The sequence below is a fragment of the Pseudomonas marginalis genome (genome assembly GCF_001645105.1).
Taxonomy (GTDB): domain Bacteria; phylum Pseudomonadota; class Gammaproteobacteria; order Pseudomonadales; family Pseudomonadaceae; genus Aquipseudomonas; species Aquipseudomonas petroselini.
In genome coordinates, this window is the sequence record NZ_LKEG01000053.1 from 228,170 (window position 1) to 252,884 (window position 24,715).

General features: G+C 58.7%; 25 protein-coding genes, 1 tRNA gene and 3 pseudogenes. 20 read left to right on the plus strand and 9 right to left on the minus strand.

The window, feature by feature from the left end:
* The first annotated feature begins 169 nt into the window (after window positions 1-169).
* The 3 genes from rpoE to AO064_RS25950 are packed head-to-tail and all read left to right on the plus strand — an operon-like array spanning window position 170 to window position 2,349.
* Window positions 170-751 (plus strand): RNA polymerase sigma factor RpoE/AlgU, encoded by a 582-nt coding sequence (gene rpoE, locus AO064_RS25940; RefSeq protein WP_003172477.1) that lies wholly within the window; start codon window positions 170-172, stop codon window positions 749-751.
* A gap of 32 nt (window positions 752-783) precedes the next feature.
* Window positions 784-1,371, plus strand: a complete 588-nt coding sequence (locus tag AO064_RS25945; protein WP_012722767.1) for a sigma-E factor negative regulatory protein — start codon at window positions 784-786, stop codon at window positions 1,369-1,371.
* A gap of 15 nt (window positions 1,372-1,386) precedes the next feature.
* Window positions 1,387-2,349, plus strand: a complete 963-nt coding sequence (locus tag AO064_RS25950) for a MucB/RseB C-terminal domain-containing protein (protein ID WP_064055055.1) — start codon at window positions 1,387-1,389, stop codon at window positions 2,347-2,349.
* 29 nt (window positions 2,350-2,378) lie between these two features.
* On the opposite strand, the gene AO064_RS31005 is transcribed toward AO064_RS25950, so the two are convergent.
* Window positions 2,379-2,558 (minus strand): hypothetical protein, encoded by a 180-nt coding sequence (locus AO064_RS31005; protein WP_102061808.1) that lies wholly within the window; start codon window positions 2,556-2,558, stop codon window positions 2,379-2,381.
* Window positions 2,559-2,583: 25 nt separating this feature from the next.
* Between AO064_RS31005 and AO064_RS25955 the strand changes: the two genes are divergently transcribed.
* Window positions 2,584-4,020 (plus strand): DegQ family serine endoprotease, encoded by a 1,437-nt coding sequence (locus tag AO064_RS25955; RefSeq protein WP_046034528.1) that lies wholly within the window; start codon window positions 2,584-2,586, stop codon window positions 4,018-4,020.
* 65 nt (window positions 4,021-4,085) lie between these two features.
* Here AO064_RS25955 and AO064_RS25960 read toward each other — a convergent pair whose 3' ends face one another.
* Window positions 4,086-5,519 (minus strand): M48 family metalloprotease, encoded by a 1,434-nt coding sequence (locus AO064_RS25960; RefSeq protein WP_012722770.1) that lies wholly within the window; start codon window positions 5,517-5,519, stop codon window positions 4,086-4,088.
* A gap of 95 nt (window positions 5,520-5,614) precedes the next feature.
* On the opposite strand from AO064_RS25960, the gene AO064_RS25965 reads away from it, so the two are divergent.
* On the plus strand, window positions 5,615-5,854 hold the full coding sequence (locus AO064_RS25965; RefSeq protein WP_010212198.1) for a sulfurtransferase TusA family protein: 240 nt from the start codon (window positions 5,615-5,617) through the stop codon (window positions 5,852-5,854).
* 31 nt (window positions 5,855-5,885) lie between these two features.
* Window positions 5,886-6,956, plus strand: a complete 1,071-nt coding sequence (locus tag AO064_RS25970) for an AI-2E family transporter (protein ID WP_053136801.1) — start codon at window positions 5,886-5,888, stop codon at window positions 6,954-6,956.
* A 153-nt stretch (window positions 6,957-7,109) separates the two neighbouring features.
* On the opposite strand, the gene AO064_RS25975 is transcribed toward AO064_RS25970, so the two are convergent.
* Both AO064_RS25975 and AO064_RS25980 read right to left on the minus strand, forming a co-directional pair.
* Complete coding sequence (locus AO064_RS25975) at window positions 7,110-7,583, minus strand: peroxiredoxin (protein WP_012722772.1); 474 nt, start codon at window positions 7,581-7,583, stop codon at window positions 7,110-7,112.
* A gap of 11 nt (window positions 7,584-7,594) precedes the next feature.
* Complete coding sequence (locus AO064_RS25980) at window positions 7,595-8,155, minus strand: glycine cleavage system transcriptional repressor (RefSeq protein WP_012722773.1); 561 nt, start codon at window positions 8,153-8,155, stop codon at window positions 7,595-7,597.
* A 273-nt stretch (window positions 8,156-8,428) separates the two neighbouring features.
* Here AO064_RS25980 and dapA point away from each other — a divergent pair, with 273 nt between their 5' ends.
* The 6 genes and pseudogenes from dapA to AO064_RS26010 all read left to right on the plus strand — a co-directional run.
* The gene (gene dapA, locus AO064_RS25985) at window positions 8,429-9,307 is read left to right on the plus strand and encodes a 4-hydroxy-tetrahydrodipicolinate synthase (protein WP_064055056.1); all 879 of its coding nucleotides are present in this window, start codon (window positions 8,429-8,431) and stop codon (window positions 9,305-9,307) included.
* Between the two features lie 17 nt (window positions 9,308-9,324).
* The gene (gene bamC, locus AO064_RS25990) at window positions 9,325-10,440 is read left to right on the plus strand and encodes an outer membrane protein assembly factor BamC (protein WP_012722775.1); all 1,116 of its coding nucleotides are present in this window, start codon (window positions 9,325-9,327) and stop codon (window positions 10,438-10,440) included.
* Between the two features lie 4 nt (window positions 10,441-10,444).
* The gene (locus AO064_RS25995) at window positions 10,445-11,203 is read left to right on the plus strand and encodes an MBL fold metallo-hydrolase (protein WP_012722776.1); all 759 of its coding nucleotides are present in this window, start codon (window positions 10,445-10,447) and stop codon (window positions 11,201-11,203) included.
* A gap of 27 nt (window positions 11,204-11,230) precedes the next feature.
* Complete coding sequence (gene purC, locus AO064_RS26000; protein WP_010212191.1) at window positions 11,231-11,944, plus strand: phosphoribosylaminoimidazolesuccinocarboxamide synthase; 714 nt, start codon at window positions 11,231-11,233, stop codon at window positions 11,942-11,944.
* Between the two features lie 83 nt (window positions 11,945-12,027).
* Window positions 12,028-12,117, plus strand: a tRNA-Ser gene (locus tag AO064_RS26005).
* Window positions 12,118-12,326: 209 nt separating this feature from the next.
* Window positions 12,327-12,641 (plus strand): annotated as a pseudogene (locus AO064_RS26010) (hypothetical protein); the annotation flags it as partial.
* Between the two features lie 1,047 nt (window positions 12,642-13,688).
* On the opposite strand, the gene AO064_RS31920 reads toward AO064_RS26010, so the two are convergent.
* The gene (locus AO064_RS31920; protein WP_156521578.1) at window positions 13,689-14,027 is read right to left on the minus strand and encodes a colicin E1 family microcin immunity protein; all 339 of its coding nucleotides are present in this window, start codon (window positions 14,025-14,027) and stop codon (window positions 13,689-13,691) included.
* 214 nt (window positions 14,028-14,241) lie between these two features.
* Between AO064_RS31920 and AO064_RS26015 the strand changes: the two genes are divergently transcribed.
* Window positions 14,242-14,565, plus strand: coding sequence for a hypothetical protein (locus AO064_RS26015; protein ID WP_064055058.1), 324 nt, complete (start codon window positions 14,242-14,244; stop codon window positions 14,563-14,565).
* A gap of 144 nt (window positions 14,566-14,709) precedes the next feature.
* Here AO064_RS26015 and AO064_RS26020 read toward each other — a convergent pair whose 3' ends face one another.
* The gene (locus AO064_RS26020; RefSeq protein ID WP_046034531.1) at window positions 14,710-15,936 is read right to left on the minus strand and encodes an MFS transporter; all 1,227 of its coding nucleotides are present in this window, start codon (window positions 15,934-15,936) and stop codon (window positions 14,710-14,712) included.
* Window positions 15,937-16,219: 283 nt separating this feature from the next.
* On the opposite strand from AO064_RS26020, the gene AO064_RS26025 reads away from it, so the two are divergent.
* The 3 genes and pseudogenes from AO064_RS26025 to AO064_RS31930 all read left to right on the plus strand — a co-directional run bounded on the left by AO064_RS26025 (window position 16,220) and on the right by AO064_RS31930 (window position 18,290).
* Window positions 16,220-16,474 carry a hypothetical protein gene (locus AO064_RS26025; protein ID WP_012722780.1) on the plus strand — a complete coding sequence of 85 codons (255 nt, stop codon included), beginning with the start codon at window positions 16,220-16,222 and terminating at the stop codon, window positions 16,472-16,474.
* Window positions 16,475-16,664: 190 nt separating this feature from the next.
* Window positions 16,665-17,432: pseudogene (locus tag AO064_RS31925) on the plus strand (MCP four helix bundle domain-containing protein); the annotation flags it as partial.
* A 48-nt stretch (window positions 17,433-17,480) separates the two neighbouring features.
* Window positions 17,481-18,290, plus strand: coding sequence for a methyl-accepting chemotaxis protein (locus AO064_RS31930; protein WP_370636466.1), 810 nt, complete (start codon window positions 17,481-17,483; stop codon window positions 18,288-18,290).
* Window positions 18,291-18,316: 26 nt separating this feature from the next.
* Here the strand turns inward: AO064_RS31930 and AO064_RS26035 are convergent.
* A pseudogene (locus AO064_RS26035) lies at window positions 18,317-18,631 on the minus strand (hypothetical protein); the annotation flags it as partial.
* Between the two features lie 324 nt (window positions 18,632-18,955).
* Here AO064_RS26035 and AO064_RS26040 point away from each other — a divergent pair.
* The gene (locus tag AO064_RS26040; RefSeq protein WP_064055060.1) at window positions 18,956-19,858 is read left to right on the plus strand and encodes a LysR family transcriptional regulator; all 903 of its coding nucleotides are present in this window, start codon (window positions 18,956-18,958) and stop codon (window positions 19,856-19,858) included.
* Here AO064_RS26040 and AO064_RS26045 read toward each other — a convergent pair.
* Together AO064_RS26045 and tcuC are read right to left on the minus strand one after the other, a co-directional pair.
* Complete coding sequence (locus AO064_RS26045; protein ID WP_064055061.1) at window positions 19,850-20,608, minus strand: substrate-binding domain-containing protein; 759 nt, start codon at window positions 20,606-20,608, stop codon at window positions 19,850-19,852. The two genes, AO064_RS26040 and AO064_RS26045, sit on opposite strands and share 9 nt — an antisense overlap.
* The gene (gene tcuC, locus AO064_RS26050) at window positions 20,608-21,912 is read right to left on the minus strand and encodes an MFS transporter (RefSeq protein WP_064055062.1); all 1,305 of its coding nucleotides are present in this window, start codon (window positions 21,910-21,912) and stop codon (window positions 20,608-20,610) included. Before tcuC ends, AO064_RS26045 begins: the two co-directional genes overlap by 1 nt.
* A gap of 247 nt (window positions 21,913-22,159) precedes the next feature.
* On the opposite strand from tcuC, the gene AO064_RS26055 reads away from it, so the two are divergent.
* From AO064_RS26055 to kce, 3 genes are all read left to right on the plus strand, one after another.
* A complete protein-coding gene (locus AO064_RS26055) occupies window positions 22,160-22,882 on the plus strand; it encodes a GntR family transcriptional regulator (RefSeq protein ID WP_012722786.1) in 723 nt (240 codons plus the stop codon).
* Entirely contained in the window at window positions 22,879-23,667 is a 789-nt protein-coding gene (locus tag AO064_RS26060) for an SDR family oxidoreductase (protein WP_012722787.1), read from the plus strand. Before AO064_RS26055 ends, AO064_RS26060 begins: the two co-directional genes overlap by 4 nt.
* Before the next feature lie 67 nt (window positions 23,668-23,734).
* Window positions 23,735-24,667 carry a 3,5-dioxohexanoate:acetyl-CoA acetone transferase gene (gene kce / locus AO064_RS26065; protein ID WP_012722788.1) on the plus strand — a complete coding sequence of 311 codons (933 nt, stop codon included), beginning with the start codon at window positions 23,735-23,737 and terminating at the stop codon, window positions 24,665-24,667.
* The last annotated feature ends 48 nt before the right edge of the window (window positions 24,668-24,715 follow it).

Here is a 24,715-nt window from a genome sequence, read left to right on the forward strand (position 1 = left end):
TTATTCGCGCAGTCGGCGCTGCCCGTACTGCGTTTTTCGTGTGTGCCAAATCAGTGCGTGCCGGAAACTTGCTTGAAGGGGGAGAACTTTTGCGAAAAGACCGAGTCTATGTTTGCAAGCCTGATCGTTTAGTTATGCAAGCCTCCTTCAAGTACAACGAGGAGTGTTCATGCTAACCCAGGAAGAGGATCAGCAGCTGGTCGAGCGCGTTCAACGCGGCGACAAGCGAGCTTTTGATCTGCTAGTGCTGAAATACCAGCACAAAATTCTCGGGTTGATCGTGCGGTTTGTGCACGACACCCATGAAGCGCAGGACGTTGCACAGGAGGCCTTTATCAAGGCTTACCGTGCACTTGGTAATTTTCGCGGTGACAGTGCGTTTTACACGTGGCTCTACCGCATCGCCATCAACACGGCGAAGAACTATCTGGTGTCTCGCGGACGCCGCCCACCAGATAGCGATGTAAGTTCAGAAGATGCGGAATTTTACGATGGTGATCACGGCCTCAAGGATCTCGAGTCGCCGGAGCGTGCATTGCTGCGCGACGAGATCGAAGGCACCGTTCATCGCACAATTCAGCAACTGCCAGAAGATTTACGTACGGCGTTAACTTTACGTGAATTCGATGGTCTGAGTTACGAAGACATTGCGAGCGTCATGCAGTGTCCGGTGGGGACTGTAAGGTCACGGATTTTCCGGGCCCGGGAAGCCATCGATAAAGCCTTGCAACCGTTGTTGCAAGAGAACTAAAGACAGCGGCGACAGCCAAGAGAGGAACCGCCATGAGTCGTGATGCCCTGCAGGAATCGCTGTCCGCAGTGATGGATAACGAAGCGGATGAACTGGAACTTCGTCGAGTGCTCAATGCATTTGATGATGCCGAAACCCGTGACACCTGGTCTCGTTACCAAGTCGCTCGGGCGGTGATGCACAAGGATCTTCTAATCCCTCGTCTGGATATTGCTGCGGCTGTTTCTGCTGCGCTGGCTGATGAAGCCGTTCCGGCTAAAGCTACTCGTGGTCCATGGCGTAGCCTGGGTCGCCTGGCAGTTGCAGCCTCGGTGACTGTTGCCGTGTTGGCCGGTGTTCGCCTGTACAACCAGGACGAAATCGCGGGTGCCGAGCTCGCCCAACAGACTCAGCAGCCGGTCATGGCCGGCCCGCAAGTCAAAGGCCCAGCGGTACTGGCCGGCTACAAGGAAAGCTCCGACACCACCGGCCCTATGGCTAACGGTGTGTTGCAAGGGCAATCCGGCTGGCAAGACCAGCGTCTTCCAGGTTACCTGCGTCAACACGCACAGGAATCAGCCCTGAAAGGCACTGAAAGCGCTCTGCCATACGCTCGCGCAGCAAGTCTGGAAAACCGCTAATCCGTAAGGAGCTCTATGCGAGCCATACCGCTCCTTACGCTTTTGCTCAGTAGTTGGTTTGCACTCCCCGCCCACGCCGATGAAGCCCAAGATTGGCTGACTCGACTTGGGCGTGCAGAGCAGCAGCAGAGCTTTCAAGGTACGTTCGTCTACGAACGTAACGGCAGTTTTTCTACCCATGACATCTGGCATCGTGTCCAGAATGGTCAGGTCCGTGAGCGGCTCTTGCAACTCGACGGTTCTGCCCAGGAAGTCGTGCGGTTGGACGGTCGTACACAATGCGTCAGCGGCACCCTCGTCGCAGGCTTGGGCAACTCACGTGATGCACCTTCACGTGCGCTGGATCCGCAAAAACTCAATGAATTCTACGAACTGGCCGTCATTGGCAAATCCCGTGTGGCCGGTAGAAATGCGGTCATCGTATCGATCACGCCGCGTGACCAGTACCGTTATGGGTTTGAATTGCACTTGGATCGAGAGACCGCGCTGCCGCTCAAATCCCTGTTGTTGAACGACCAAGGGCAATTGCTGGAGCGCTTCCAGTTTACGCGTTTGGAAACCTCGCAGGTACCTGACGAACGTGATCTGCAACCTAGTGGTGAATGTACGCCTATCGCCGTCGCTAATGGCAAGGCGCCAGAAGTGCAGTCTATCGAGACGTGGCACATGGAGTGGTTGCCCCCCGGTTTTCAACTGACCCATAGCAGCGCCCGCAAAGACACCCAGACCAAAGCGACGGTCGACAGCCTGATGTATGAAGACGGGCTGGCGCGTTTCTCGGTGTTCCTTGAGCCGATCAGCGATGTGAGCGTCACCGAAACCCGCACTCAACTGGGCCCTACCGTTGCAGTATCGCGTCGCCTCAATACGGTGGACGGCGAGATGATGGTGACGGTGGTGGGTGAAATACCCATCGGCACCGCAGAACGTATCGCGTTGTCGGTGCGCGGTGAAAAAAAGCCAGCCCCCCAGCCGTGAGTCGTTAATCCTATGTTCATCCTGACCTTTCACTGTATTTCCATGCCAGGTTGGCTGCCGAGAGCATGAAATGTCTGGATCAGCATTTTCACTTGCAAAAATCCTTCATGTTTTTTATAGGTCAGGGCTTGTCGGCTCTGGCCTTGATTTGTTCGCGGAACAAAGATGTCGGTCGCAGTTTTCGGCGTTTCTTGAACCCTGTCGCTCAACCCTGCTCGTCGTAACGGGAGCTGTATGTCGATACCACGTTTGAAGTCTTACCTATCCATAGTCGCCACAGTGTTGGTGCTGGGTCAGGCCTTACCTGCGCAAGCAGTCGAGCTGCCTGACTTCACCCAATTGGTTGAGCAAGCCTCGCCTGCCGTGGTGAATATCAGTACCACGCAAAAACTGCCGGATCGCAAAGTCTCCAACCAGCAGATGCCGGACCTGGAAGGCCTGCCACCGATGCTGCGCGAGTTCTTCGAGCGCGGCATGCCGCAACAGCGCGCACCACGCGGCGGTGGTGGTCAACGTGAAGCTCAGTCCCTGGGCTCGGGCTTCATCATCTCGCCGGATGGCTATATCCTCACCAACAATCACGTGATTGCCGACGCCGATGAGATTCTCGTGCGCCTGGCTGATCGCAGTGAGCTGAAAGCCAAACTGGTCGGCACCGATCCACGTTCCGATGTGGCTTTGCTGAAAATCGAAGGCAAAGACCTGCCTGTGCTGAAACTGGGTAAATCCCAAGACCTGAAAGCCGGCCAGTGGGTGGTTGCCATCGGTTCGCCGTTCGGTTTTGACCATACCGTCACCCAAGGCATCGTCAGCGCCATCGGCCGCAGCTTGCCAAACGAAAACTACGTACCGTTCATCCAGACCGACGTGCCGATCAACCCGGGTAACTCCGGTGGTCCGCTGTTCAACCTGGCGGGCGAAGTGGTCGGCATCAACTCGCAGATCTACACGCGTTCCGGTGGTTTCATGGGTGTCTCGTTCGCGATCCCGATCGACGTCGCCATGGATGTTTCCAATCAACTGAAAAGCGGTGGCAAGGTCAGTCGTGGCTGGTTGGGTGTGGTCATCCAGGAAGTAAACAAAGACCTGGCTGAGTCCTTTGGCCTCGACAAACCGGCCGGTGCCCTGGTCGCGCAGATCCAGGACGACGGTCCGGCTGCCAAAGGTGGCCTGCAAGTTGGCGACGTGATCCTGAGCATGAACGGCCAGCCGATCGTCATGTCGGCCGACCTGCCGCATCTGGTAGGCGCACTCAAGGCTGGCAGCAAGGCCAAGCTGGAAGTGATCCGCGAAGGCAAGCGCCAGAACGTTGAGCTGACGGTGGGCGCAATCCCTGAAGAAGGCGCAACGCTGGATGCACTGGGTAACGCCAAGCCAGGTGCCGAGCGCAGCAGCAATCGCCTGGGTATCGCCGTGGCCGAGTTGACCGATGAGCAAAAGAAGAGCTTCGACCTCAAGAGCGGCGTCGTGATCAAGGAAGTGCAGGACGGCCCTGCCTCCCTGATCGGCCTGCAGCCGGGTGACGTGATTACGCACCTGAACAACCAGGCAATCGACAACACCAAGCAATTCACCGACATCGCCAAGGCGTTGCCGAAGAACCGTTCGGTGTCGATGCGCGTGCTGCGCCAGGGGCGTGCCAGCTTCATCACCTTCAAACTGGCTGAGTAAATCGGTAAAAACAAAAAGCCCCGCCTTCGTTTAACGAGGGCGGGGCTTTTTTGTGCCTGGCAGGTTTAGCTCATCATGCCTTTAACCAGGCGTTCCTGCTCGATCAACTCACGCTGGCGTGCGTCGATGCGCGACGACAGGGGGAAATTGTTACCGGCCCGACGCTTGGCAAAGTCCAATTGCTGAATGGCCTGCTGGAAATCACCCACCAACGCAAAGTATTCGGCGCGGGCCTGATGCAGGCCGATGATGTTGCCGGACAACCCGCGTGTTTCGGCGACTTGGTACCAGACGTCCGGATCATCCGGACGCGACTTGAGCAAGCTGTCCAACGCCTTTTCCGCATCCGCCGTGCGGTTCTGCTTGAGCAGCAGATCCACGCGCACCTGATTCAACGGATAGTTGCCCGGATACTGGGTCAGCATCCGATCCGTCCGTTGCTGGGCATCCGGCAGGCGGCTGTTGTCGATGTCCAATTGGATCTGCGCCAGGTTGTAAGTGATGTCGTTGGGCGCCTTGGCCAGCAGCGCCGCAAGGTTTTCCCGTGCCTGCTTGAACTGAGAGCCTTTGATTTGTGCGATAGCCAGGCCGTAGCGCGCCACATCATTCTTCGGGTTCTCGTCCAACTGCGCCTGGAAGCGCTTGGCGGCGAGGCCCGAGGTGTCTTCGTATTGCAACTGCACTCGAGCGCGAATCAGCTGATAGCGCAGGCTGTCTTCCTTGCCGCCAGGCTTGGACTGCTCGGCACGGTTGCGGGTGTCGGCGATCCGCGATTCGGTGACCGGGTGCGTCAGCAGGAATTCCGGCGGTTTGGCATCGAAGCGGTATTGGCGCATCAGGCGCTCGAACATGGTCGGCATGGAGCGCGGGTCGTAACCGGCTTTTTCCAGGTTGAGGATTCCGATGCGGTCCGCTTCCTGTTCGTTCTGGCGGGAGAACCGTCGTTGTTCCTGGATCGCGGCGGCCTGGGTGCCGGCAATGGCGGCGATACCGGCATCACCGGCACCGGCGGCTGCCGCGATGATGCCGCCGAGCAGTGCGGCCATCATTGGGATCTGCATGCGCTGTTGCGCTTCAACGCCACGGGCGAAGTGGCGTTGGGACAAGTGCGCCAATTCGTGAGCCAGTACCGAGGCATATTCGCCTTCGGTCTGGGCGTTGAGGAACAGGCCGCCGTTCACACCGACAATCCCGCCAGGCGCGGCGAAGGCGTTCAGTTGCGGGCTGTTGATCAGGATGAACTCCAGGCGCCGGTCGTTGACCTGGCTGGTCTCCACCAGTTTGTACACGCTGGTCTCGACGTAATCCTTGAGCTGCGGGTCGTTGAGCTGCGAGACCTGGCCCCGCAGGTAAGCAAGCCACGCACGGCCCAGCTGGTATTCCTGTTGTGGCGAGACAATGGCAGAACTGGCGTCGCCAAGTGACGGTAGGTCGTCAGCGAAGCCTGGGGAGGCCAGCAGGCAAGCCAGCGTCAGCAGGGTAGGGCGCAAAAAAGTCATGCACAGAGCCTTTCGACAAAGAGCTTACTGTAGCCGGACACTGAGCTTCGGACCAGATATTCTAAGCAACCCAAATGCGTGCCCGGAGTAAAAACATGACCGACGCTGTAGCCTTTGATGCCGAACTCGATGCCAGCGGCCTCAATTGCCCGTTGCCCTTGCTCAAGGCCAAGCTGGAACTCAATCGTTTGGCCAGTGGCGCAGTGCTCAAGGTGATCGCCACGGACGCTGGCTCCCAGCGCGACTTTCGAACCTTTGCCAAACTGGCCGGCCACACCCTGCTGCATGAAGAAGACGCCGCCGGTGTGTACCGCTATTGGTTGCGCAAGGCCTGAACCGTTTGCCCCCACCACCCGAGGTTGATTGATGTTCAAAGTGTTACGAGACTGGATTCAGCGCTACTTCTCCGATGAGGAGGCCGTGGTGCTGGCGGTCCTGCTGTTTCTGGCCTTTACGGCCGTGCTCACCTTGGGCGGCATGCTGGCGCCCGTATTGGCGGGGATGGTGCTGGCTTACCTGATGCAGGGTCTTGTGACCACGCTGGAGCGCTTGCGCTTGCCGGGCGGTGCTGCGGTGGGGCTGGTCTTTGCCTTGTTCATGGGCCTGTTGGTGGTGTTTATCGTGGTGGTATTGCCGTTGTTATGGCATCAGCTGATCACGCTGTTCAATGAATTGCCGGGCATGCTCGCCAAGTGGCAATCGCTGTTGTTGCTGTTGCCGGAGCGCTACCCGCATCTGGTGTCGGACGAGCAGGTGTTGCAAGCCATCGAAGTGGCGCGCGGCGAGATCGGGAAATTCGGCCAGTGGGCGCTGACCTTTTCCTTGTCCAGCCTGCCGCTGCTGGTCAACATCATGATCTACCTGGTGCTGGTGCCGATCCTGGTGTTCTTCTTCCTCAAGGACCGCGCCATGATCGGTCGCTGGGTGCGTGGCTATCTGCCCCGCGAACGCGCGCTGATCACACGCGTGGCCGAAGAGATGAACCGGCAGATCGCCAACTACATCCGTGGCAAGGTTATTGAGATCATCATCTGCGGGGGCGTGACCTACATCGCGTTTATCGCCCTGGACCTGAACTACGCGGCCTTGCTGGCATTGCTGGTCGGCATTTCAGTGGTGGTACCGTACGTCGGCGCCGTGGTGGTGACCGTGCCCGTGACCCTGATCGCCCTTTTCCAGTGGGGGTGGAGCGATCAGTTCATCTACCTGATGGCGGTATACGGGATCATCCAGACGCTGGATGGCAACGTGCTGGTACCGCTGCTGTTCTCTGAGGCGGTCAACCTGCACCCAGTGGCGATCATCTGCGCAGTGCTGTTGTTTGGTGGGCTGTGGGGGTTCTGGGGCGTGTTTTTTGCGATCCCGCTGGCAACACTGTTCAAGGCGGTGCTGGATGCATGGCCACGGCAAGAGCCGGTAGTAGCGCCGCTGTTGTAACGGCACGAATGTAGTGAGCGGGCTTGCCCCGCGCCGGGCTGCGAAGCAGCCCCAATACAGCCGCCGCGGTCTTTCAGGTAAAACGCGATTGCAGGTTTCAGGGCTGCTGCGCAGCCCAGCGCGGGGCAAGCCCGCTCACTACAAGCCCGCGTTTCAGGCCTTGTTTAAAGCCTGTGCTGCCGCCAATACGGCATCCACATGGCCTGGCACCTTCACGCCGCGCCATTCCTGACGCAGCACACCTTCGCTGTCGATCAGAAAGGTGCTGCGGTCCACACCCAAGTATTCCTTGCCGTACAGCTTCTTCAACTTGATCACATCAAACAGCTGGCAAACCGCTTCATCCTTGTCGCTGATCAGCTCGAAGGGGAATTCCTGCTTGCCCTTGAAGTTCTCGTGGGACTTCACGCTGTCGCGCGACACGCCGAACACTTCGGTGTTGGCCGCCTTGAAGGCTGCGTACTGGTCGCGAAAGCCTTGGCCCTCGGTGGTGCAACCCGGCGTGCTGTCCTTCGGATAGAAGTAGATCACCACTTGCTTGCCCTTGAGCGCTGCGAGGCTGAAGGTCTGGCCGCTGGTGGCCTGGGCTTCGAAATCGGCTACAGGTTTGTCGATGACTACCGTCATGAAAAACTTCCTTACATTGGGTTCTGTGGGCGCCATGGCTCGATCAAGGCGTCGAGGTTCAGGGCATCGGCGAAATCCAGGAACTGGTCGCGCAGCCAGCTGATCTGCACGCCAGCCGGCAAGGTCACGGTAAACGTGGCGTTCAACATGGTGCCGCCGGTTTGCGGGGCCAGGTAGGTGTCGCAGGTCAGGTTCTCCAGTTCGACGTTGTGGTCGATGAAGAACTGGCACAACTCGTTGACGATGTCCGAGCGATAGGCGGAACTGACATAGGCGACATAAGGCAGGGCCTGGGGACGATTCTCCAGGGCAGCACTTCGTACCACATTGACGGTGAAATCATGCTTCTTGGCCAGGCCCGGCAGGCCCGTCTCCAGGCGCGCCAGGGCATCCCAGGTGCCGGAGATCTGCAGGACCAGCGCGCTGCACTCGCCATGGCGGGTCAGGCGGGAGGTCACGACGGCGCAGCGGTTTTCATGGCTGGCGCGGCACAGGACGTTGGTCAGCTCCATGGGGTTGGCGCCGAGGGCACTGATAACAAGGAATTGTTCGCGAACTGTGGGGGTGGACATGCAGCCTTCCTAAAACGATGAGCGGTCGATACCGTGAGGGCTGTATCGATCAAAGCATGAAGGGTAGCGAAAACCGCCGCCAAGGGATAGGAGGTGGCGTTTTCATTGCGTGATCGGTCTGATTTCATCGTGCGTCAGAGCATGCTTTTGTCCAATGATGGCATTGCCCGTCGTTTAGTTGCGCCAGAACGCATCCTCACGCGGTACTTCGCTTGTACAAGCATCTTGGCGCCAGTACCATTACGGCTCTCTTTTTCCGGCAGGAGCGGTTGCATGATTGCGGGCAGTATGGTGGCACTGGTCACACCCATGGATGCACAAGGTCTTCTCGACTGGGACAGCCTGGGCAAACTGGTGGACTTCCACCTGCAAGAAGGCACCAACGCCATCGTGGCGGTCGGCACCACCGGTGAATCGGCCACCCTCGATGTGGAAGAACACATCCAGGTGATCGAATTCGTGGTCAAGCGTGTCGCGGGCCGTATCGCCGTGATCGCTGGTACGGGCGCCAACTCGACGCGTGAAGCGATCGAGCTGACCAAAAACGCCAAGAAGGCCGGCGCCGATGCCTGCCTGCTGGTGACCCCGTACTACAACAAGCCGACCCAGGAAGGCTTGTACCAGCACTTCCGCGCCATTGCCGAAGCGGTCGCTATCCCGCAGATCCTCTATAACGTGCCGGGTCGCACCGCGTGCGACATGAAGGCCGAGACCGTGATCCGCCTGTCCACCGTGCCGAACATCATCGGTATCAAGGAAGCCACCGGCGACCTGCAGCGCGCCAAGGACATCCTGGCCGGCGTGAGCAGCGATTTCCTGGTGTATTCCGGTGACGACGCCACCGCGGTCGAGCTGATCCTGCTGGGCGGTAAAGGCAACATCTCCGTGACCGCCAACGTGGCCCCGCGTGCCATGAGCGACATGTGCGCCGCCGCCATTGCCGGCGACGCCGTGACCGCCCGCGCGATCCACGAGAAGCTGATGCCGCTCAACAAGACACTGTTTATCGAATCCAACCCTATCCCCGTGAAGTGGGCGCTGACTGAAATGGGCATGATGCCGGACGGTATCCGTCTGCCGCTCACCCGTCTCAGCGAAGCCTGTCACGAACCGCTGCGACAGGCCCTGCGCCAGTCCGGCGTCCTGGTTTAATTGAGGAAGCACTACGCATGAAGCGATTGGCCGGACTTTCCGCACTTGCCTTGATTATCTCCAGCACCAGTGGCTGCGGTTGGATCTGGGGCCCGGAAGGCTACTTCCGTGACCGCGGCAGCGATTACCTGGAAGCACAACCCACCAAACCGATGGAATTGCCGCCGGGCGTCAACGTCGCCAAGCGCCTTGACCCGTTGCTGCCGATCCCGCGCAACGTCGCCGACGACACCACCAAAGGTGAATACGTGGTGCCACGTCCACAGCCGATCTCGGCCGTGGCGGATGCCAGCGACTACAGCCTGCAGAAGAGCGGCGACTCCCGCTGGATCGTGGCTCAGCGTCCACCTGCCGAAGTCTGGCCAGTGGCGGTGCAGTTCTTCCAGGACAACGGTTTCCGTATCGACGAGCAGCGCCCGCAGACCGGTGAATTCACCACGGCATGGCAGCAGGGCAGCGAACTGTCCGCCACCATGGCCAAGCGCCTGCAGGCCGGTGGTGTAGCCGCCGACAGCGAAGCCCGTGTGCGTGTGCGCATCGAGCCAGGTGTGCAGCGTAATACCAGTGAAGTCTACGTGGTCAGCGCCGAGCGTCCTGCCGGCAGCACCGCCAACGTTGATTTCACCAACCGCTCGGTCAACACCGGCGTCGACTCGGCGCTGGTCGATGAAATGCTGGCCAGCATGAGCCGTATCTCCGAGAAGGGCGGCTCCGTGTCCCTGCTCGCCGCCCGTGATTACGACACCCCGAGCCGCGTCAGCCTCACCGAAGACGGCAGCGGCAACGTGGTGCTGAACCTGGGTGAAGACCTCGATCGCGCCTGGGCCAGTGTCGGCCGCGCGTTGGAGCAGGGCCCTTGGCGCGTAGAAGACATCAACCGCAGCCTCGGCCTGTACTACATCAACGTGGCTGAAAAGGCCGAGCGTAAAGATGAAGAGCCCGGTTTCTTCGGCAAGCTGTTCGGCAGTAAGCCGACCAAGGAAGAAATCGAGACTCGCGCCGAGCGTTACCAGGTTCGTTTGAGCAAGGTTGGCGAAAGCGTGCAGGTTACCGTCGAGAAGAACATCAATACCGTTGCGCCCGCTGAAACAGCGCGCAAAGTGTTGGGCGTGATTCAAGACAACCTGGGCTGATCCGGTGCGTTTTGCCGTTCTCGGCAGCGGTAGCCAAGGGAACGGTACGCTGGTCGCCCACGACGACACGTACGTGCTGGTGGATTGTGGTTTCTCGTTAAAGGAAACCGAGCGGCGCCTGTTGCGCCTGGGGGTTCACCCCGCGCAACTGAGTGCGATTCTGGTGACCCACGAACATGCCGACCACGTGCATGGCGTGGGTTTGCTGTCTCGGCGCTACAATCTTCCGGTGTACCTCAGTCGCGGTACCTTGCGCGGGATGCGCAAACCCATTGAACCCGCAGGTTTCCTGGCCGGTGGCGAGCAGCTGCAAATCGGTGCCCTGAGCATCGATGTGATTGCCGTGGCGCACGATGCCCAGGAACCGACGCAGTATGTCTTCAGTGACGGTGAGCGGCGCTTCGGCGTGCTCACCGACCTGGGCTCCTACTGCGCCAAGGTGCTGGACGGTTACCGGAACCTCGATGCCTTGATGATCGAGTCCAACCACTGCCGAGACCTGCTGGCTCGCGGTCATTACCCCTACTTTCTCAAGCAGCGGGTGGGTGGCGAACTGGGACACTTGAACAACCACCAGGCGGCGTACCTGGTGTATGAGTTGGGCTGGCAAGACTTGCAACACTTGGTCCTGGCCCACCTGAGCAGCAAGAACAACCTGCCGCAGCTGGCCCGGCAATGTTTTGTCGACACCCTCGGGTGCGACCCGGACTGGCTGCAACTGGCCGATCAAGATTCAGGGCTCGACTGGCGACACATCGCCTAGCCCACCATTTAGCAAGCGGAGCCCATCATGGAAAAACGTGAAGAACTCTACCGCGGCAAAGCCAAGTCGGTGTACAAGACCGACGACGCCAACCGCCTTATCCTGCTGTTTCGCAACGACACCTCGGCGTTCGACGGCAAGCGCATCGAACAACTTGATCGCAAAGGCATGGTGAACAACAAGTTCAACGCCTTCATCATGCAGAAGCTCGAAGCGGCCGGCATTCCGACCCAATTCGACAAACTGCTGGGCGACAACGAGTGCCTGGTCAAGAAGCTCGACATGATCCCGGTTGAATGCGTCGTGCGTAACTACGCCGCCGGCAGCCTGGTCAAGCGTTTGGGCGTAGAAGAGGGCCTCAAGCTCAATCCCTACACCTTCGAACTGTTCCTGAAGGACGACGCCAAGGGCGACCCGTTCATCAACGAATCCCACGTCGTGGCATTCGGCTGGGGCACCGCTGAGCAACTGGCGCGCATGAAGGAGTTGTCCCTCAAGGTCAACGACGTACTGAGCAAACTGTTCGACGACGCAGGCCTGCTGCTGGTGGACTTCAAGCTCGAATTCGGCGTGTTCCACGACGGCTCTATCGTCCTGGGTGACGAATTCAGCCCGGACGGCTGCCGCCTGTGGGACAAAGACACCAAGAAGAAGATGGACAAAGACCGCTTCCGCCAGGGCCTCGGTGACGTTATCGAAGCCTACGAAGAAGTCGCCAATCGTCTCGGCGTACCGCTGTAATCGACGCAAGCATCTGATAGCACGGAAAAAATTCGCTTCGGCGCTTTGCTTTCCTGATCCACGCTGTTATGATGCGCGCCGTTGGAGAGATGCCAGAGTGGCCGAATGGGACGGATTCGAAATCCGTTGTACCTTCACCGGTACCTAGGGTTCGAATCCCTATCTCTCCGCCATACTTAGAAAAGCCCCGTAGATCAAGGTCTCGGGGCTTTTTGCATTTCAGGATTCTACGTAAAGATTCTAAGTAAAATACATCTCCTTTAGCGCTCCTTGTTTCCCCTCTCTACGTCGATTGGCCTTATTCGCGACAACCCCAAGCACTTCGACCGTCATTCTCCTTGAGCGGCGTCGTACGCATCTTCAAGCTAAGCCATGGCTAGGGGTGTGCTTCGCCTATGGCCTGCCACACAAGCCCAATATCCAGACGATCCTGCCCCACTGGTTGAGCATGCCGAGCGTGCCGAAGGGTGATCAGGTAAGGCAGCACAGTGAAGCCTGTCAGCAGCGTATCGACGCGAACGGCAATTGGCTGCGCCAGACTGACGGCAAGATCCTGGACAAGGCGATCGAGCCGGAAGTGGAGACGATTGGCAACACCGAGAGGTTCCAGAGCCACGCTAGAACCGTGGACGACCATTCAAGTAAGTCGGTAGGGGGCACCAAGACGCTTGAAGCCTTGGGCGCTTTTTACATTGTGGATAAATTTGGAGAGCGTATCACTAGCGTCCTGCATTGGTCAGCTCGTGGTTGGCATGCGTTCAAATGCCATTTTCGCTAAACCCCGATAGGATATGCGCTTTGCGTGGCCTGACTCTATAACTATTGCGTGCCCAAGATCATTAAGTTCTGTGAATGGGAAATCGCTTGTGTTTGCAGGAACATTTAGAGTTGCAACGTACTGGCCGAGGATTCCCACAACTATGCCTAGATTTTTTGGACCAGGAATAAAAAAGACACACGATCCGTGCACAATCTCGCAGAATAATTTATCCAGTGCATATTGTTCTGAATCCTGTTCATCTACTGGCGTAAACTCGTCGTACACTTTTAGTTCGAATTCAGAAAAAATCATCTTTTTTAGATTTGGGATTGAACTCCATAAGTGCTCTGAGTTCTTCGTGATTTACATTTTTTCTGAACCACTCTCCAAACGCGAAGTATCCACCAGATAAGGCAGCCTTAGCAGCAAACTTTATCCTCCCGAATCTGGATAATTTGAACTGACTGTTAAGATTTTTACCAGATATTTCGTGCTTTTAAAGTTCTCTGCATTGTACGGAGTCATAAACTAGCAGTCCACCGTTTTCAGAAAATTCAACTTGTGCCGGGCGGTTGTCTTCCCCCATGTTGGATTTTTTAAAATGACTTTAGGTTTCTTGTCGCTATGGCCCCGAGCATCAAAGTTGCGCCGGCGAAACAACACTAAGAAGTCATTCGCTAAATCGCCGTCGATATCGGAGCCAATCTTAGAGTTGTATTCCTTACCAACCGGAATCGTGAAATCGTTTGATCCTCCTAGTGACAATGGAATTATGTGCTCGGCGCTTGAACTGTTTACGTCAATCTCTGTAGCAGTATATGGACAATAAATTGTGTTAAGCATGAGGAGTCACCGATTGGTATCGTAGCTTTTGCGCTAACTATGGCACTTGTCAGTGCTTATATTGATGGCGCGCACGTGAAGAATTTTAACGATGCGCTTGATGCAATGCTGCCTTAAAAGAGAAGGGAGAAAGTGGAATTTTTAGGCCGCTTTTTTTAATGCCATATACATTAGATAAATACCAAAAATGGGAACTGCTAGGATCGCACAGGCTACATAAAAGATAGCATATAGGCCATTTTTCCCAGGTGACTCAGTAAATAAGCCGGTAGTCCAGAATTCTGGCGTTGTGAAGCGAAGCGCAGTTTTTTCGATGATCATCCGCGAAAAAGGGAATAAAAAAGTACTGCATACGCCCAGCGTTAAAAAAATGGGGTTTGTCCTTTCTACGAATGCTTCCCCACCAAACCAATTGGTAAAGAATAGAATGAAAATTCCTACCGAGATTATCAAGTTTTGGAAGTAGTATTTTATATACACAGTATGCTCGCATTTAAAATCAACTTTAGTTTGAATGCTACCGTGCTCAATATCACATAGCAAATGTCATAGGTGGCGATGGGCTAATAGTGAGCCTCACCGACACATGATGTTCCTCATACCCCACGCCGGTGTATTCAAATGCACCGCATTGAGTAAAAGCTCTAATTGGAAGTCATTACATTCGACCTCTCACTCATCAAGCAGGTGCTCTATGAAGAACGTGTTGGGGTTGTTGTTTTCGCTGGTTGCCACGCCAGCATTTGCGCAATCGGTCGAAACAGAGATGAACCAGCTAAAGGTCCGAGCCGATAGCTGTATCGCTTCGTCACAGGCTAAGCAGCATTGTGAACGCACGGCGGAATGCATTGAGTTTCAGCGCTACAGCAAGGCGTTGATGCCTGAAGGGCTGCCGGGCTACTACGATGCCCATCTGCGTGATAAGACCATGAACCCGGAAAATGGAACAGGGGTGAGCACGGCAGCTAAAGCCAAGATCCAGGCAGATAAACTCATTGAGCAATGTGCTGCCAGCTAACAACTGCATTTGCAGGTTGATCTGAACATCGGGGGCCATGGAATGCCATGAATGGTCAGAGGTTGCGCGCTCTCATCGGACCCCAGAAACGAAAAAGCCCCGTAACTTATTCAGCTACGGGGCTTTTTCGTTTCTGTGGCTCGGTCAGGCGGGTTGAGCCGCCAAGCTATTACTGACCTTCCGCCCCAGCACCAGCACGGTCACAAAACCTGCACCCACCAGCGCCGTGGCCAGGCTCAACAGCACCGCGCTGCCCAGTTGGTCGACGATACGCCCGCCAAAGAACGAGCCCAAGGCAATGATCACTTGGAACAGGGCGACAAACAGCGGCATGCCGCGCTCCACATCTTTCGGCGCTACGACAAACATCCAGATACTGGCGCACGCCGGGAAGGCGCCAAAGGCGAAGCCCCATAGCCCGATCAGCATCGCTGCGCCGGTCATGCCGGTGGCGAAGTAGGGGAACAGGGCGGTGCTGGTGCCGATCATCAGCGCAACCAACAGCAGGGTGTGACGTACGCTGCGGTTGGCGGCGAAACCGGCAAAAATATTACCGAATACCCCGGCCACGCCAAAGAGCAGCAACAGCGAGCCAATGGTCGGTCCGTCGAAGCCGGAGCTGTATTTGAAGAACGGTGCGACATAGGTGTACGCGGCAAAGTGCGCCAGGCCGATCAGCAAGACAGCGATCAACCCGACACGCGCTTGCGGGTTGATAAACAAGGCCGGCAGGTCACTGACGCGAATCGCTTTTTCCGGGGTGAGTCGGGGGAGGAGGAAGACCTGCGCCAGCAGCACCGGTACGCCCACCAGCGCGGTGACCAGGAAGGTCATGCGCCAGCCCATCAGGCCACTGAGCCAGGTGCCGACGGGCACGCCCAGTACGGTGGCCAGGGTCACGCCCATCATGATGATCGAAGTGGCCTTTGCAACATCCACGCCCTTGGGCGCCAGGCGGCCGCTGAGGGCGATGGCCGTGGCCCAGAAACCGCCGATGCTGATGCCCAGCAATACACGGCCGAACAGCAGCAGGCTGAAGTCGCTGGCGAAGGCCACGACCGAGTTGGCGATGATCATGATCAGCGTCAGGCCGATCAGCAGGTAACGACGGTCCATGGCGCCAATGCTCACAGACAGCAAGGGCGCGGCGAGGGCGGCCATGATGCCCGGCAAGGTCACCATCAACCCGGCGTGGCCGGCGCTGATGCCGAGGTCGCTGGCGACGTCATTGAGTACGCCCACCGGGAGAAACTCACTGGTCACCAAGGCGAAGGCGCCCACGGCGACCGAGAGAATCGCCAGCCACTGCTGCTTGAGACTTTGTTGATTATGTTCGGGAAGGCCGCTAGGGGCCTGGCTGGCACTTGGCATAGTGTTGGGTTCCAGGGTTAACGTCGCCTGAAGCCAGGCGAAAGGGGAGGGAATAGGGAAGGGATTATAGGAACCCGTCTTGAAAATCGAGCAGGCGCTCCGTTCGATAGTAATCATCAGTGCAATCGATGCGACGCTCTAGCACGCACTACATGACCGGTACACCTTTCGCACATGCTTCCAAAACGTTGCCTACAGGCAGCGCGTTGCGATACCCCGGGCAACGCTTTACTTTGTGGTGGCGCTCGAGATGGAGTGCCCACAACTGCAAAGGAATTGCATCATGAGCAAGAATACGAAAGAAACCTCCGACAAGGTCGCGACGTTGGCGGCCCAAACGCTCAACAGCCCAGCCTCCTCAGCCCTCGCCAAAAGCCTCGCGGCTTCAGCGCTAGCCCAGAAAGACCACGACAAGCAGACGGGTGCAGAAATGGAGGCGAAAGCCGGGAGGGTACTCGGCGCCAATCACTACAACGAAACCACCAAAACGCTTGCCGCCTCGGTCCTTTCACAATCCAACAAAGAGCGCGGAAGCTGAGTCACCTCCGGTCGCTAAAAGGAGCCCGTGGTCGAAGAGGTTACGGGCTTTTTCGTAGCTGTATTTTTCTCCTTTTTCCCAGCAGCAGAAATATTAAGTATCACTTTCATCCGCATCGCTAAAGTCCTGCCCCGGCAGGCCGAAACGCTCTTATACGACATCGTATCCCCAATAAGAGAGTCCCCTGAAAATGTCCCTTCGCAGCCTGTCCATCGCCCGCCGTGCGGGTCTGGGTTTCGCCTTAATTGCTTTGCTGGTGGCCCTACTGGGTTTTTTTGCGCTGTCGAACATGGCAAGCATCCGCGCCAGTGCGGTGCAGGTTGAAAGCGGGCTGGTGCCCAAGATGCGGCTGGTGGCGGACATCCGCGAAATCATGCTGCGCATTCGTACGATCTCTTTGCGCATGGCGCTGGACCCGAACCCCGCCAGCCTTGCGCAGTACCGCAGCCAGATGGACACCCGTAGCCAGGACCTGACGAAAAGGCTGGCCGAGCTCGATGCGGTCATCGACACCCCTGAAGTGCGCTCGCTCTATGACCAGTTTCAGGTGTCGCTGCGCCTGTACCAGCAAGGTCTGGCACAGTCCTTCGTCCTCGCCGACAAGCAGCAGGGCGCCGAGCTTAACAAGTTGCTGCTGGTGGACATGAAAACCGTGGTCGATGGTTCGGGTGCGCAACTCAATGCCCTGGCTGACTACTACAACGCGCAGGTCAATCAGCAGGGCCAGGAGGCCGAGTCGCAATACAGCCGTTCGCGCACCATGGTGGTTGGCTTCGTGCTGCTGGCCGCCTTGAGTACGGTGGCGCTGGCGTGGTTGTTGACTCGCAGCATCGTCGGTCCGCTGAGCCATGCGGTGCGGGCCGCCGAAAACGTGGCCCACGGTGACCTGACTCAAACGGTAGACGTGACCGGCGACGACGAAGTAACCCGCTTGCTCGTGGCGCTCAAGACCATGCAGTCCAACCTGCGCGGAACCCTGCAACTGATCCGCCAGTCGGCGGAACAGATGGCGTCATCCGCCACCGACCTGAATGGCATCACGGATCAAAGCAGCCGCAGCCTGCAAAAGCAGACCGCTGAAATTGAACAGGCCGCCACCGCCGTGAACGAGATGACCTCGGCGGCGGATGAGGTGGCGCGCAATGCCGTTTCCACCTCTGAGTCCACTCGCCTCTCCAATGAAACGGCGCGCGAAGGCCAGCATCGTGTCGGCGAAACCGTCAACGCCATCCAGGCCCTGAGCTCTAACATCGGTGAAACGTCGACGCTGGTGCAGAACCTCGCCGAGCAATCGCGCGATATCGGCAAGGTACTCGACGTGATTCGCTCCATTGCCGAACAGACCAACCTGCTGGCCCTCAATGCTGCCATTGAGGCTGCGCGGGCCGGCGAATCCGGGCGTGGCTTTGCGGTCGTGGCTGATGAAGTGCGCGCATTGGCACACCGTACCCAGCAATCAACCCTGGAAATCGATCAGATGGTGACCGCGATGCGCACGGGGTCTGACCATGCACTCACATCAATGCAGTCGAGTACCCAGCGTGCCACCGATACCTTGGCGTTGGCTGAGGGCGCAGGTGGTGCATTGAGCCAGATCACCGACTCCATCGACCAGATCCACCAGCGCAACCTGGTTATTGCCAGCGCCGCCGAGGAGCAGGCGCAGGTGGCCAAGGAAGTTGACCGCAACATCGTCAATATCCGTGACTTGTCTGCTCAGTCCTCGTCCGGCGCCGGGCAGATCAATGGATCGAGCCGAGAGCTGGCGCAGTTGGCCGTCGCGCTGAACGAGGCGGTGGCGCGTTTTCAGCTGTAGCGGGACTAAGGTGACGGCGTGAGTGAATCGGACATCAGTTCCAACACCCGATCTCTTCCACCTTCGGCCACCGGGTCGCTGCCGTCCTGGGTGAGTTCGCGCACCACGCCTTTTTTCTTCTCGGTATAGAGCATGCGCCCATCCGTGCAACGCACGATGGACTCGCCTTCCTGGACCCGGTCGCGCAGCACTGTCAGGCTCTGGTCGCTCCAGCGATAGCGCAACAATCGCGCGAAGGGCTTGCGGTCTTCAATGGCGTAGAGGTCGTCGCCGTCATCCCACAAGCCCTGCACGTTCTCACCTCTGAACAGTTCGGTGACGACGCCGTCCTTGAGGAAAGTCCGCCGAGGGCGAGTAGGATTCAATCCTGCTTGACCATTGGCGTGATGCAAGAAGCAACTGATCGATGCCGATATCCGGCGTCTCGTCGTCTGTCCAGAACTGATGGGTTTCCATGGGGGGCTACGTCTTCCGTTGTGTAGGTCAGGCCGCAAGTATTGACCCATTTCGACGATTGCGTGTCCGCAGACGGCCAATAACCTACTGATATGTATGACTTCATATTTGTAGTAGGGTTATTACCGCAAACCGTTCTGCCATACATGGCGCCCCACCGGCTCCCATACGATAATGCCCACCACCCCGACCACTCTGGCTTCCCTCCCGTGATCATCAACTTCGACCTCAACGACCTCCAGGCCTTCCGCGCCGTGGTAGACAAGGGCAGTTTCCGAGGCGCCGCCGAGGCCATCCGCATCTCGCAACCGGCCCTGAGCCGGCGGATCGAAAAGCTCGAAACCGCCCTCGACGTAAAACTGTTCGAACGCACCACCCGGCGGGTCAGCCTGACCATGGTCGGCCGCGCATTCCTGCCCCAGGTCGAACGCATGCTCGACGATCTTGATGTGGCGTTGATGGGCATCAGCAACGTCGCGTCCACGCGCATGGGCAATGTGACCATCGCCTGTGTGCCGTCCACCGCGTATTACTTCATGCCCCACGTGATCTCCGAATTCCACAAGCTGTATCCGAAGATTCGCCTACGGGTGCTGGATGCCAGTGCGGGTGAGGTGTGCAATGCGGTGGAGAGTGGCGAGGCGGATTTTGGCGTGAGTTTCAGCGGTAGCCTGGCCGATGAAGTGGAGTTCGAACTGCTGTTGCAGGAGCGCTATGTGCTGGCCTGTCGCCGCGACCACCCGCTGGCCCAGCGCGACAGCGTGACCTGGACCGAAGCCTATGAGCACGACTACATCACCGTCGACAAAACTTCCGGCAACCGCTTCCTGCTGGACCAGGCCTTGCGCGGCGTGCGTGTGAAAAAGCCGAGTATCTGCGAGACGCACCACGTGACCACGATGATCGGGCTGGTGGAGGCCGGGCTGGGCGTGGCGATGGTGCCGTCGATTGCGATGCCGGCGCTGGAACACCCGATTCTGGTGAGTGTGCCGTTGGTGGAGCCGCAGGTGATGCGCAATGTGGGCTTGATCAAACGCCGCGGGCGGACATTGCCACCGGCGGCGCTGGAGTTGGAGCGGTTAGTGCGCGAGATGCCGTTTCGCTCAGCGTGACACCGAGTCCAGGCCGGTGGATTGCACCACCGGTTGCGCCTCGGGCGACGCCAGGTAATGCAGCAGCGCCTTGGCCCGCGTCGGGTGCTCGGCGTTGACCGGAATCCCCGCCGCAAAGCGCGTCACCGATTGCACGTCCTCCGGGATCTTGCCGACATAGGTCACACCCGGCACCGGCAATAATTCCGCCACCTGCTGCAAGCCCACTTCGTAGTCTCCCTTGGCGACCTGTTCGGCCACCGGGAGGCGTTCGATCATGGTGCCCTTGGCGGGCATGCCGAGCTTCTTGAACAGCTCCTTCTCGACATACACACCGCTGGCGCTGTCCGAGTACGCCACGGATTTGGCTTGACTCAGCACGGCTTTCAGTTCGGCGTCAGTCCCGATGGCAGGCTTTGGCACGCCGGCCTTCACCACCAGGCCGATCCGCGAGTCCGCCAGTTCCACACGGGAGGCCGGGTCGACCTTGCCTTGCTTGATCAACTCATCCAGGGCGTAGCCGACCATGATCACCACGTCGGCGTGTTCGCCACGGGCCAGGCGGTTGGGAATCGCTTCCGGCGCCTTGCCCATCGACGGGCCGAGGATGGTGTCCAGGCTGTCGCCGCTTTGCTTGGCGTACTGCGGGCCGAGCAATTTATACGCGGCAGTGAAGCCGCCGGAGGTCATCACCTTGAGCTGTTCGGCCTGGGCCGTCAGCGCCAGGGCGCCGAGGGCCAGGGCCGTCAGGGTCTTGAGCAGTGGCTTCATCACGCGGCCCCCTGCATGACTTGCCCACGGGCATTGGCGCGGCGATACAGCGCCAGGGTCGAACACAGGGCGCACAGCGCGGCGAACATCAGCCAGTAGGCCGGCGAGGCCTTGTCTTCGGTGATGTGGATGAACCAGGTGGAAATCGCCGGGGTAAAGCCGCCGAAGATCGCCGTTGCCAGGCTGTAGGCCAGGGAGAAGCCCGCCACGCGCACTTCCACCGGCATGATTTCGGTCAGCGCCGGGATCATTGCGCCGTTGTACATGCCGTAGAGGAAGGAGAACCACAGCAGGGTTTCCAGCATATGGGCGAAGCTTGGCGAATTCACCACGTAGGACAGCGCTGGATAAGCGGTGAGAACGGTCAGCACGGTCATGGCGATCAGTACCGGCTTGCGGCCAAAACGGTCGCTCAACGTACCGCCGATCGGCAGCCAGACAAAGTTCGACACGGCCACCAGCAACGTCACCAGCAGGGCATCGGAAGTGCTCAGTTGCAGCACGGTCTTGCCGAAGGTCGGCGCGTACACGGTGATCAGGTAGAACGCAGTGGTGGTCATGGCCACCATCAACATGCCGCCAATCACCACCGTCCAGTTTTTCGCCAGGGTTGCCAGCACTTCGCGCATGGTCGGGCGATGCTTGCGGTTGGCGAACTCTTCGGTCTCCTGCAGGCTGCGACGCAGGATGAAAATGAACGGGATGATCACGCAGCCGATGGCGAACGGAATACGCCAGCCCCAATCGGCTACCACCGCCGGCTCCATCCATACGTTCAGGCCATAACCCAGCGCGGCGGCGACCACGATAGAGATCTGTTGGCTGCCCGATTGCCAGCTGGTGTAGAAACCTTTGCGGCCCGGTGTCGCCATTTCAGACAGGTACACCGACACGCCGCCCAATTCCGCGCCGGCCGAGAAACCCTGCAGCAGGCGGCCCAGCAGCACCAGCAAGGGCGCCCACAAGCCAATGGTGTGATAACCGGGCACCAGCACGATCAGCAGCGTGCCGCTGGCCATGATCGACAGCGTCACGATCAGCCCTTTGCGGCGACCGACGTCATCGATGTAGGCACCCAAAATAATCGCGCCCAACGGCCGCATCAGGAAGCCCGCGCCGAACACGGCGAAGGTCATCATTAATGATGCAAACTCATTAGCGGAGGGGAAGAACGCGGCAGCGATGTAGGTGGCGTAGAAACCGAACAGAAAGAAGTCGAACTGTTCGAGGAAATTGCCCGAAGTAACGCGGAATACCGCACCAACTTTCGAGCGGGCAGAGTCGGGCCGTGTAGGGCTAGTCATGGTTTTGTGTCTCCAGCGTTCTTTTTAAAGTGCTTGTTTCGCTTAAGACCTGGAATAGTGGCTGACACATTTAGAAATGATAAGTGACAAATTTGGATGGATTGATGTCCGTTGGCTATCAATCGGCAGTGCAGTCGAAAATTCATCAGCTGTTTTTGCCTGCGATTTGCAGTTGGGAAACTATTTGACATATTTGATTTGTGATCACATATTGAGGCCATAAGAACGACAACACAGGTTTTGCCTCATGACAGATGGTCCGCTCCTCCTGCCCACCCTGCGCCAGGTGTCCCGCGATACCTTGCAAGACCAGGTCTATCGCCAGATCCGCGAAGCATTGATGAGTGGCCGTTTCCAGCCCGGCCAGAAACTCACCATTCGCGGCCTCGCCGAAGCCCTCGGTTCCAGCCCGATGCCGGTGCGCGAAGCCCTGCAACGCCTCAGCGCCGAAAACGCCTTTGAAGTCACCGAAACGTCCCGTCTGCGTGTACGCCTTATGACGGTCGAACGCCTGCGCGAAATTCGTGATGCGCGGGTCGCCCTTGAAGGGCTGCTGGCGGAAAAAGCCGTGCTGCTCCTGCAAAAGGCCGACCTCGATGAAATCACCGACCTGTGCCAGCAAATGCAGCACGCCGCCGACGAAGTCGACGTGTCGCGCTACCTGTGGACCAACTTTGCCTTTCACCGGCGTATCTACGCCGTGGCCCAGGCCGAGTTGACCATGGCCGCCGTGGAAAACTTCTGGCTGCACATGGGCCCGTGCTTTGCGCTGGTCGCCCCGGATAAAGCTCACCTGCAACGCTCGATGGAGGCGCACACGCGCATTGTCGAGGCCCTGGCTGCCCGTGATGGCGCCGGTGCACGCGCGGCGGTGACCGATGACATCATGCAGGCCGCCGATTCCCTGGCGCGCCTGCTCGTCAAGAGCGACCGTTCGCGGTCGTCTGCTTCAGGAGGTAAACGAGCATGAGTGTCCTACAGCGGCTGCAGCCCTATCCTGGGTTACGTGTATTGATTTCCGGCGGGGCTGCCGGCATCGGTGAAGTGCTGGCGGCGGCGTATCTGGAAGCCGGTGCCCAGGTGCATGTGTGTGATGTGAGTGAGCCAGCCCTGGCCGCGTTTCGCGACAAATACCCGGGCACCGTCGCCACCCGCGCCGACGTCAGTGATGCCGCGCAGATCGAGGCGGTGTTCAAGGTACAGCGCGAGCATTTCGGCGGCCTTGATGTGCTGGTCAACAACGCCGGGATCGCCGGGCCTACCGGCGGCATCGATGCGATCAGCGACGCCGAGTGGCAAGCCACCATCAACATCAATCTCACTGCGCAGTACCGGTTTGCCCACCACGCGGTGCCGATGCTCAAGGAATCATCCCACGGCCACCTGCTGCATATCGCCTCGGTGGCGGGGCGATTGGGCTACGCGTGGCGCACGCCGTATGCGGCGACCAAATGGGCGATTGTCGGTTTGATGAAATCCCTGGCGTCGGAGCTGGGCGAGAGCGATATCCGCGTCAACGCCTTGCTGCCCGGCATCGTCGAAGGCCCGCGCATGGACGGTGTGATCCGCGCGCGTGCCGAACAGGTCGGCGTGCCCGAAGCCGAGATGCGCCAGGAATACCTCAACAAGATTTCCCTCAAGCGCATGGTCACCGCCGAAGACGTGGCAGCCATGGCCTTGTTCCTCTGTTCGCCCGCCGCACGCAATGTGACCGGCCAGGCGATCAGCGTCGACGGTAACGTCGAGTACCTGTAAGCCACGGAAGAACATATCGCGCTGTACCCAGGATTTTTTTCATAAGAATAAAAGTCGGAGATTCGTCATGTCCAAAAAACGTCCTGTCATCATTACCTGTGCCGTTACCGGTGCGATTCACACGCCGTCGATGTCGCCGCATTTACCGATTACCGCGCAGGAAATTGCCGACGCCGCCATCGGCGCCGCCGAGGCTGGCGCCGCGATTGTCCACCTGCATGCCCGTGACCCGGTTGACGGCCGCCCCAGCCAGGACCCGGCGCTGTTCGCCGAATTCCTGCCGCACATCAAGGCCGCCAGCGACGTGGTGATCAACATCACCACCGGCGGCGCACCGACCATGGGCGTGGAAGAACGCCTGCAACCGGTGATGCAGTTCAAGCCGGAACTGGCCTCGCTGAACATGGGCTCGATGAACTTCGGCCTCTATGAAATGCTCAACCGCTTTACCGAGTTCAAGCACGACTGGGAACGGCCTTACCTGGAAGAGAGTGACGACCGGATTTTTCGCAACACCTTCCGCGACATCACCCACATCCTCAATTCGTGCGCCGAGAACCGCACGCGTTTTGAGATCGAGTGCTACGACATCGGCCACCTGTACACCGCCGCGCATTTCCTCGAACGCGGCCTGCTCAAGCCGCCGTTGTTTATCCAGTCGGTGTTCGGCCTGCGCGGCGGCATCGGCGGCCACCCGGAAGACTTGGCACACATGCGCCGCACCGCCGACCGCCTGTTCGGCGACGACTACGTGTGGTCGATCCTCGGCGCCGGGCGTGGGCAGATTCCGCTGGCGACCATGGGCCTGTCCATGGGTAGTAACGCCCGTGTCGGCCTGGAGGATTCGCTGTGGGATGGCCCGGGCAAGCTGGCGGCGTCGAATGCCGACCAGGTACGGCGTATTCGCACGGTGATCGAAGCCCTCGGGCATCGGGTCGCCACGCCGGATGAAGCGCGGGAAATCCTCGGGCTCAAGGGGCGCGACCAAGTCAATTTCTAACCCGACAAACCGCCGCGTCAAGGCGCGGCCTGCATCCCGCACAACAAC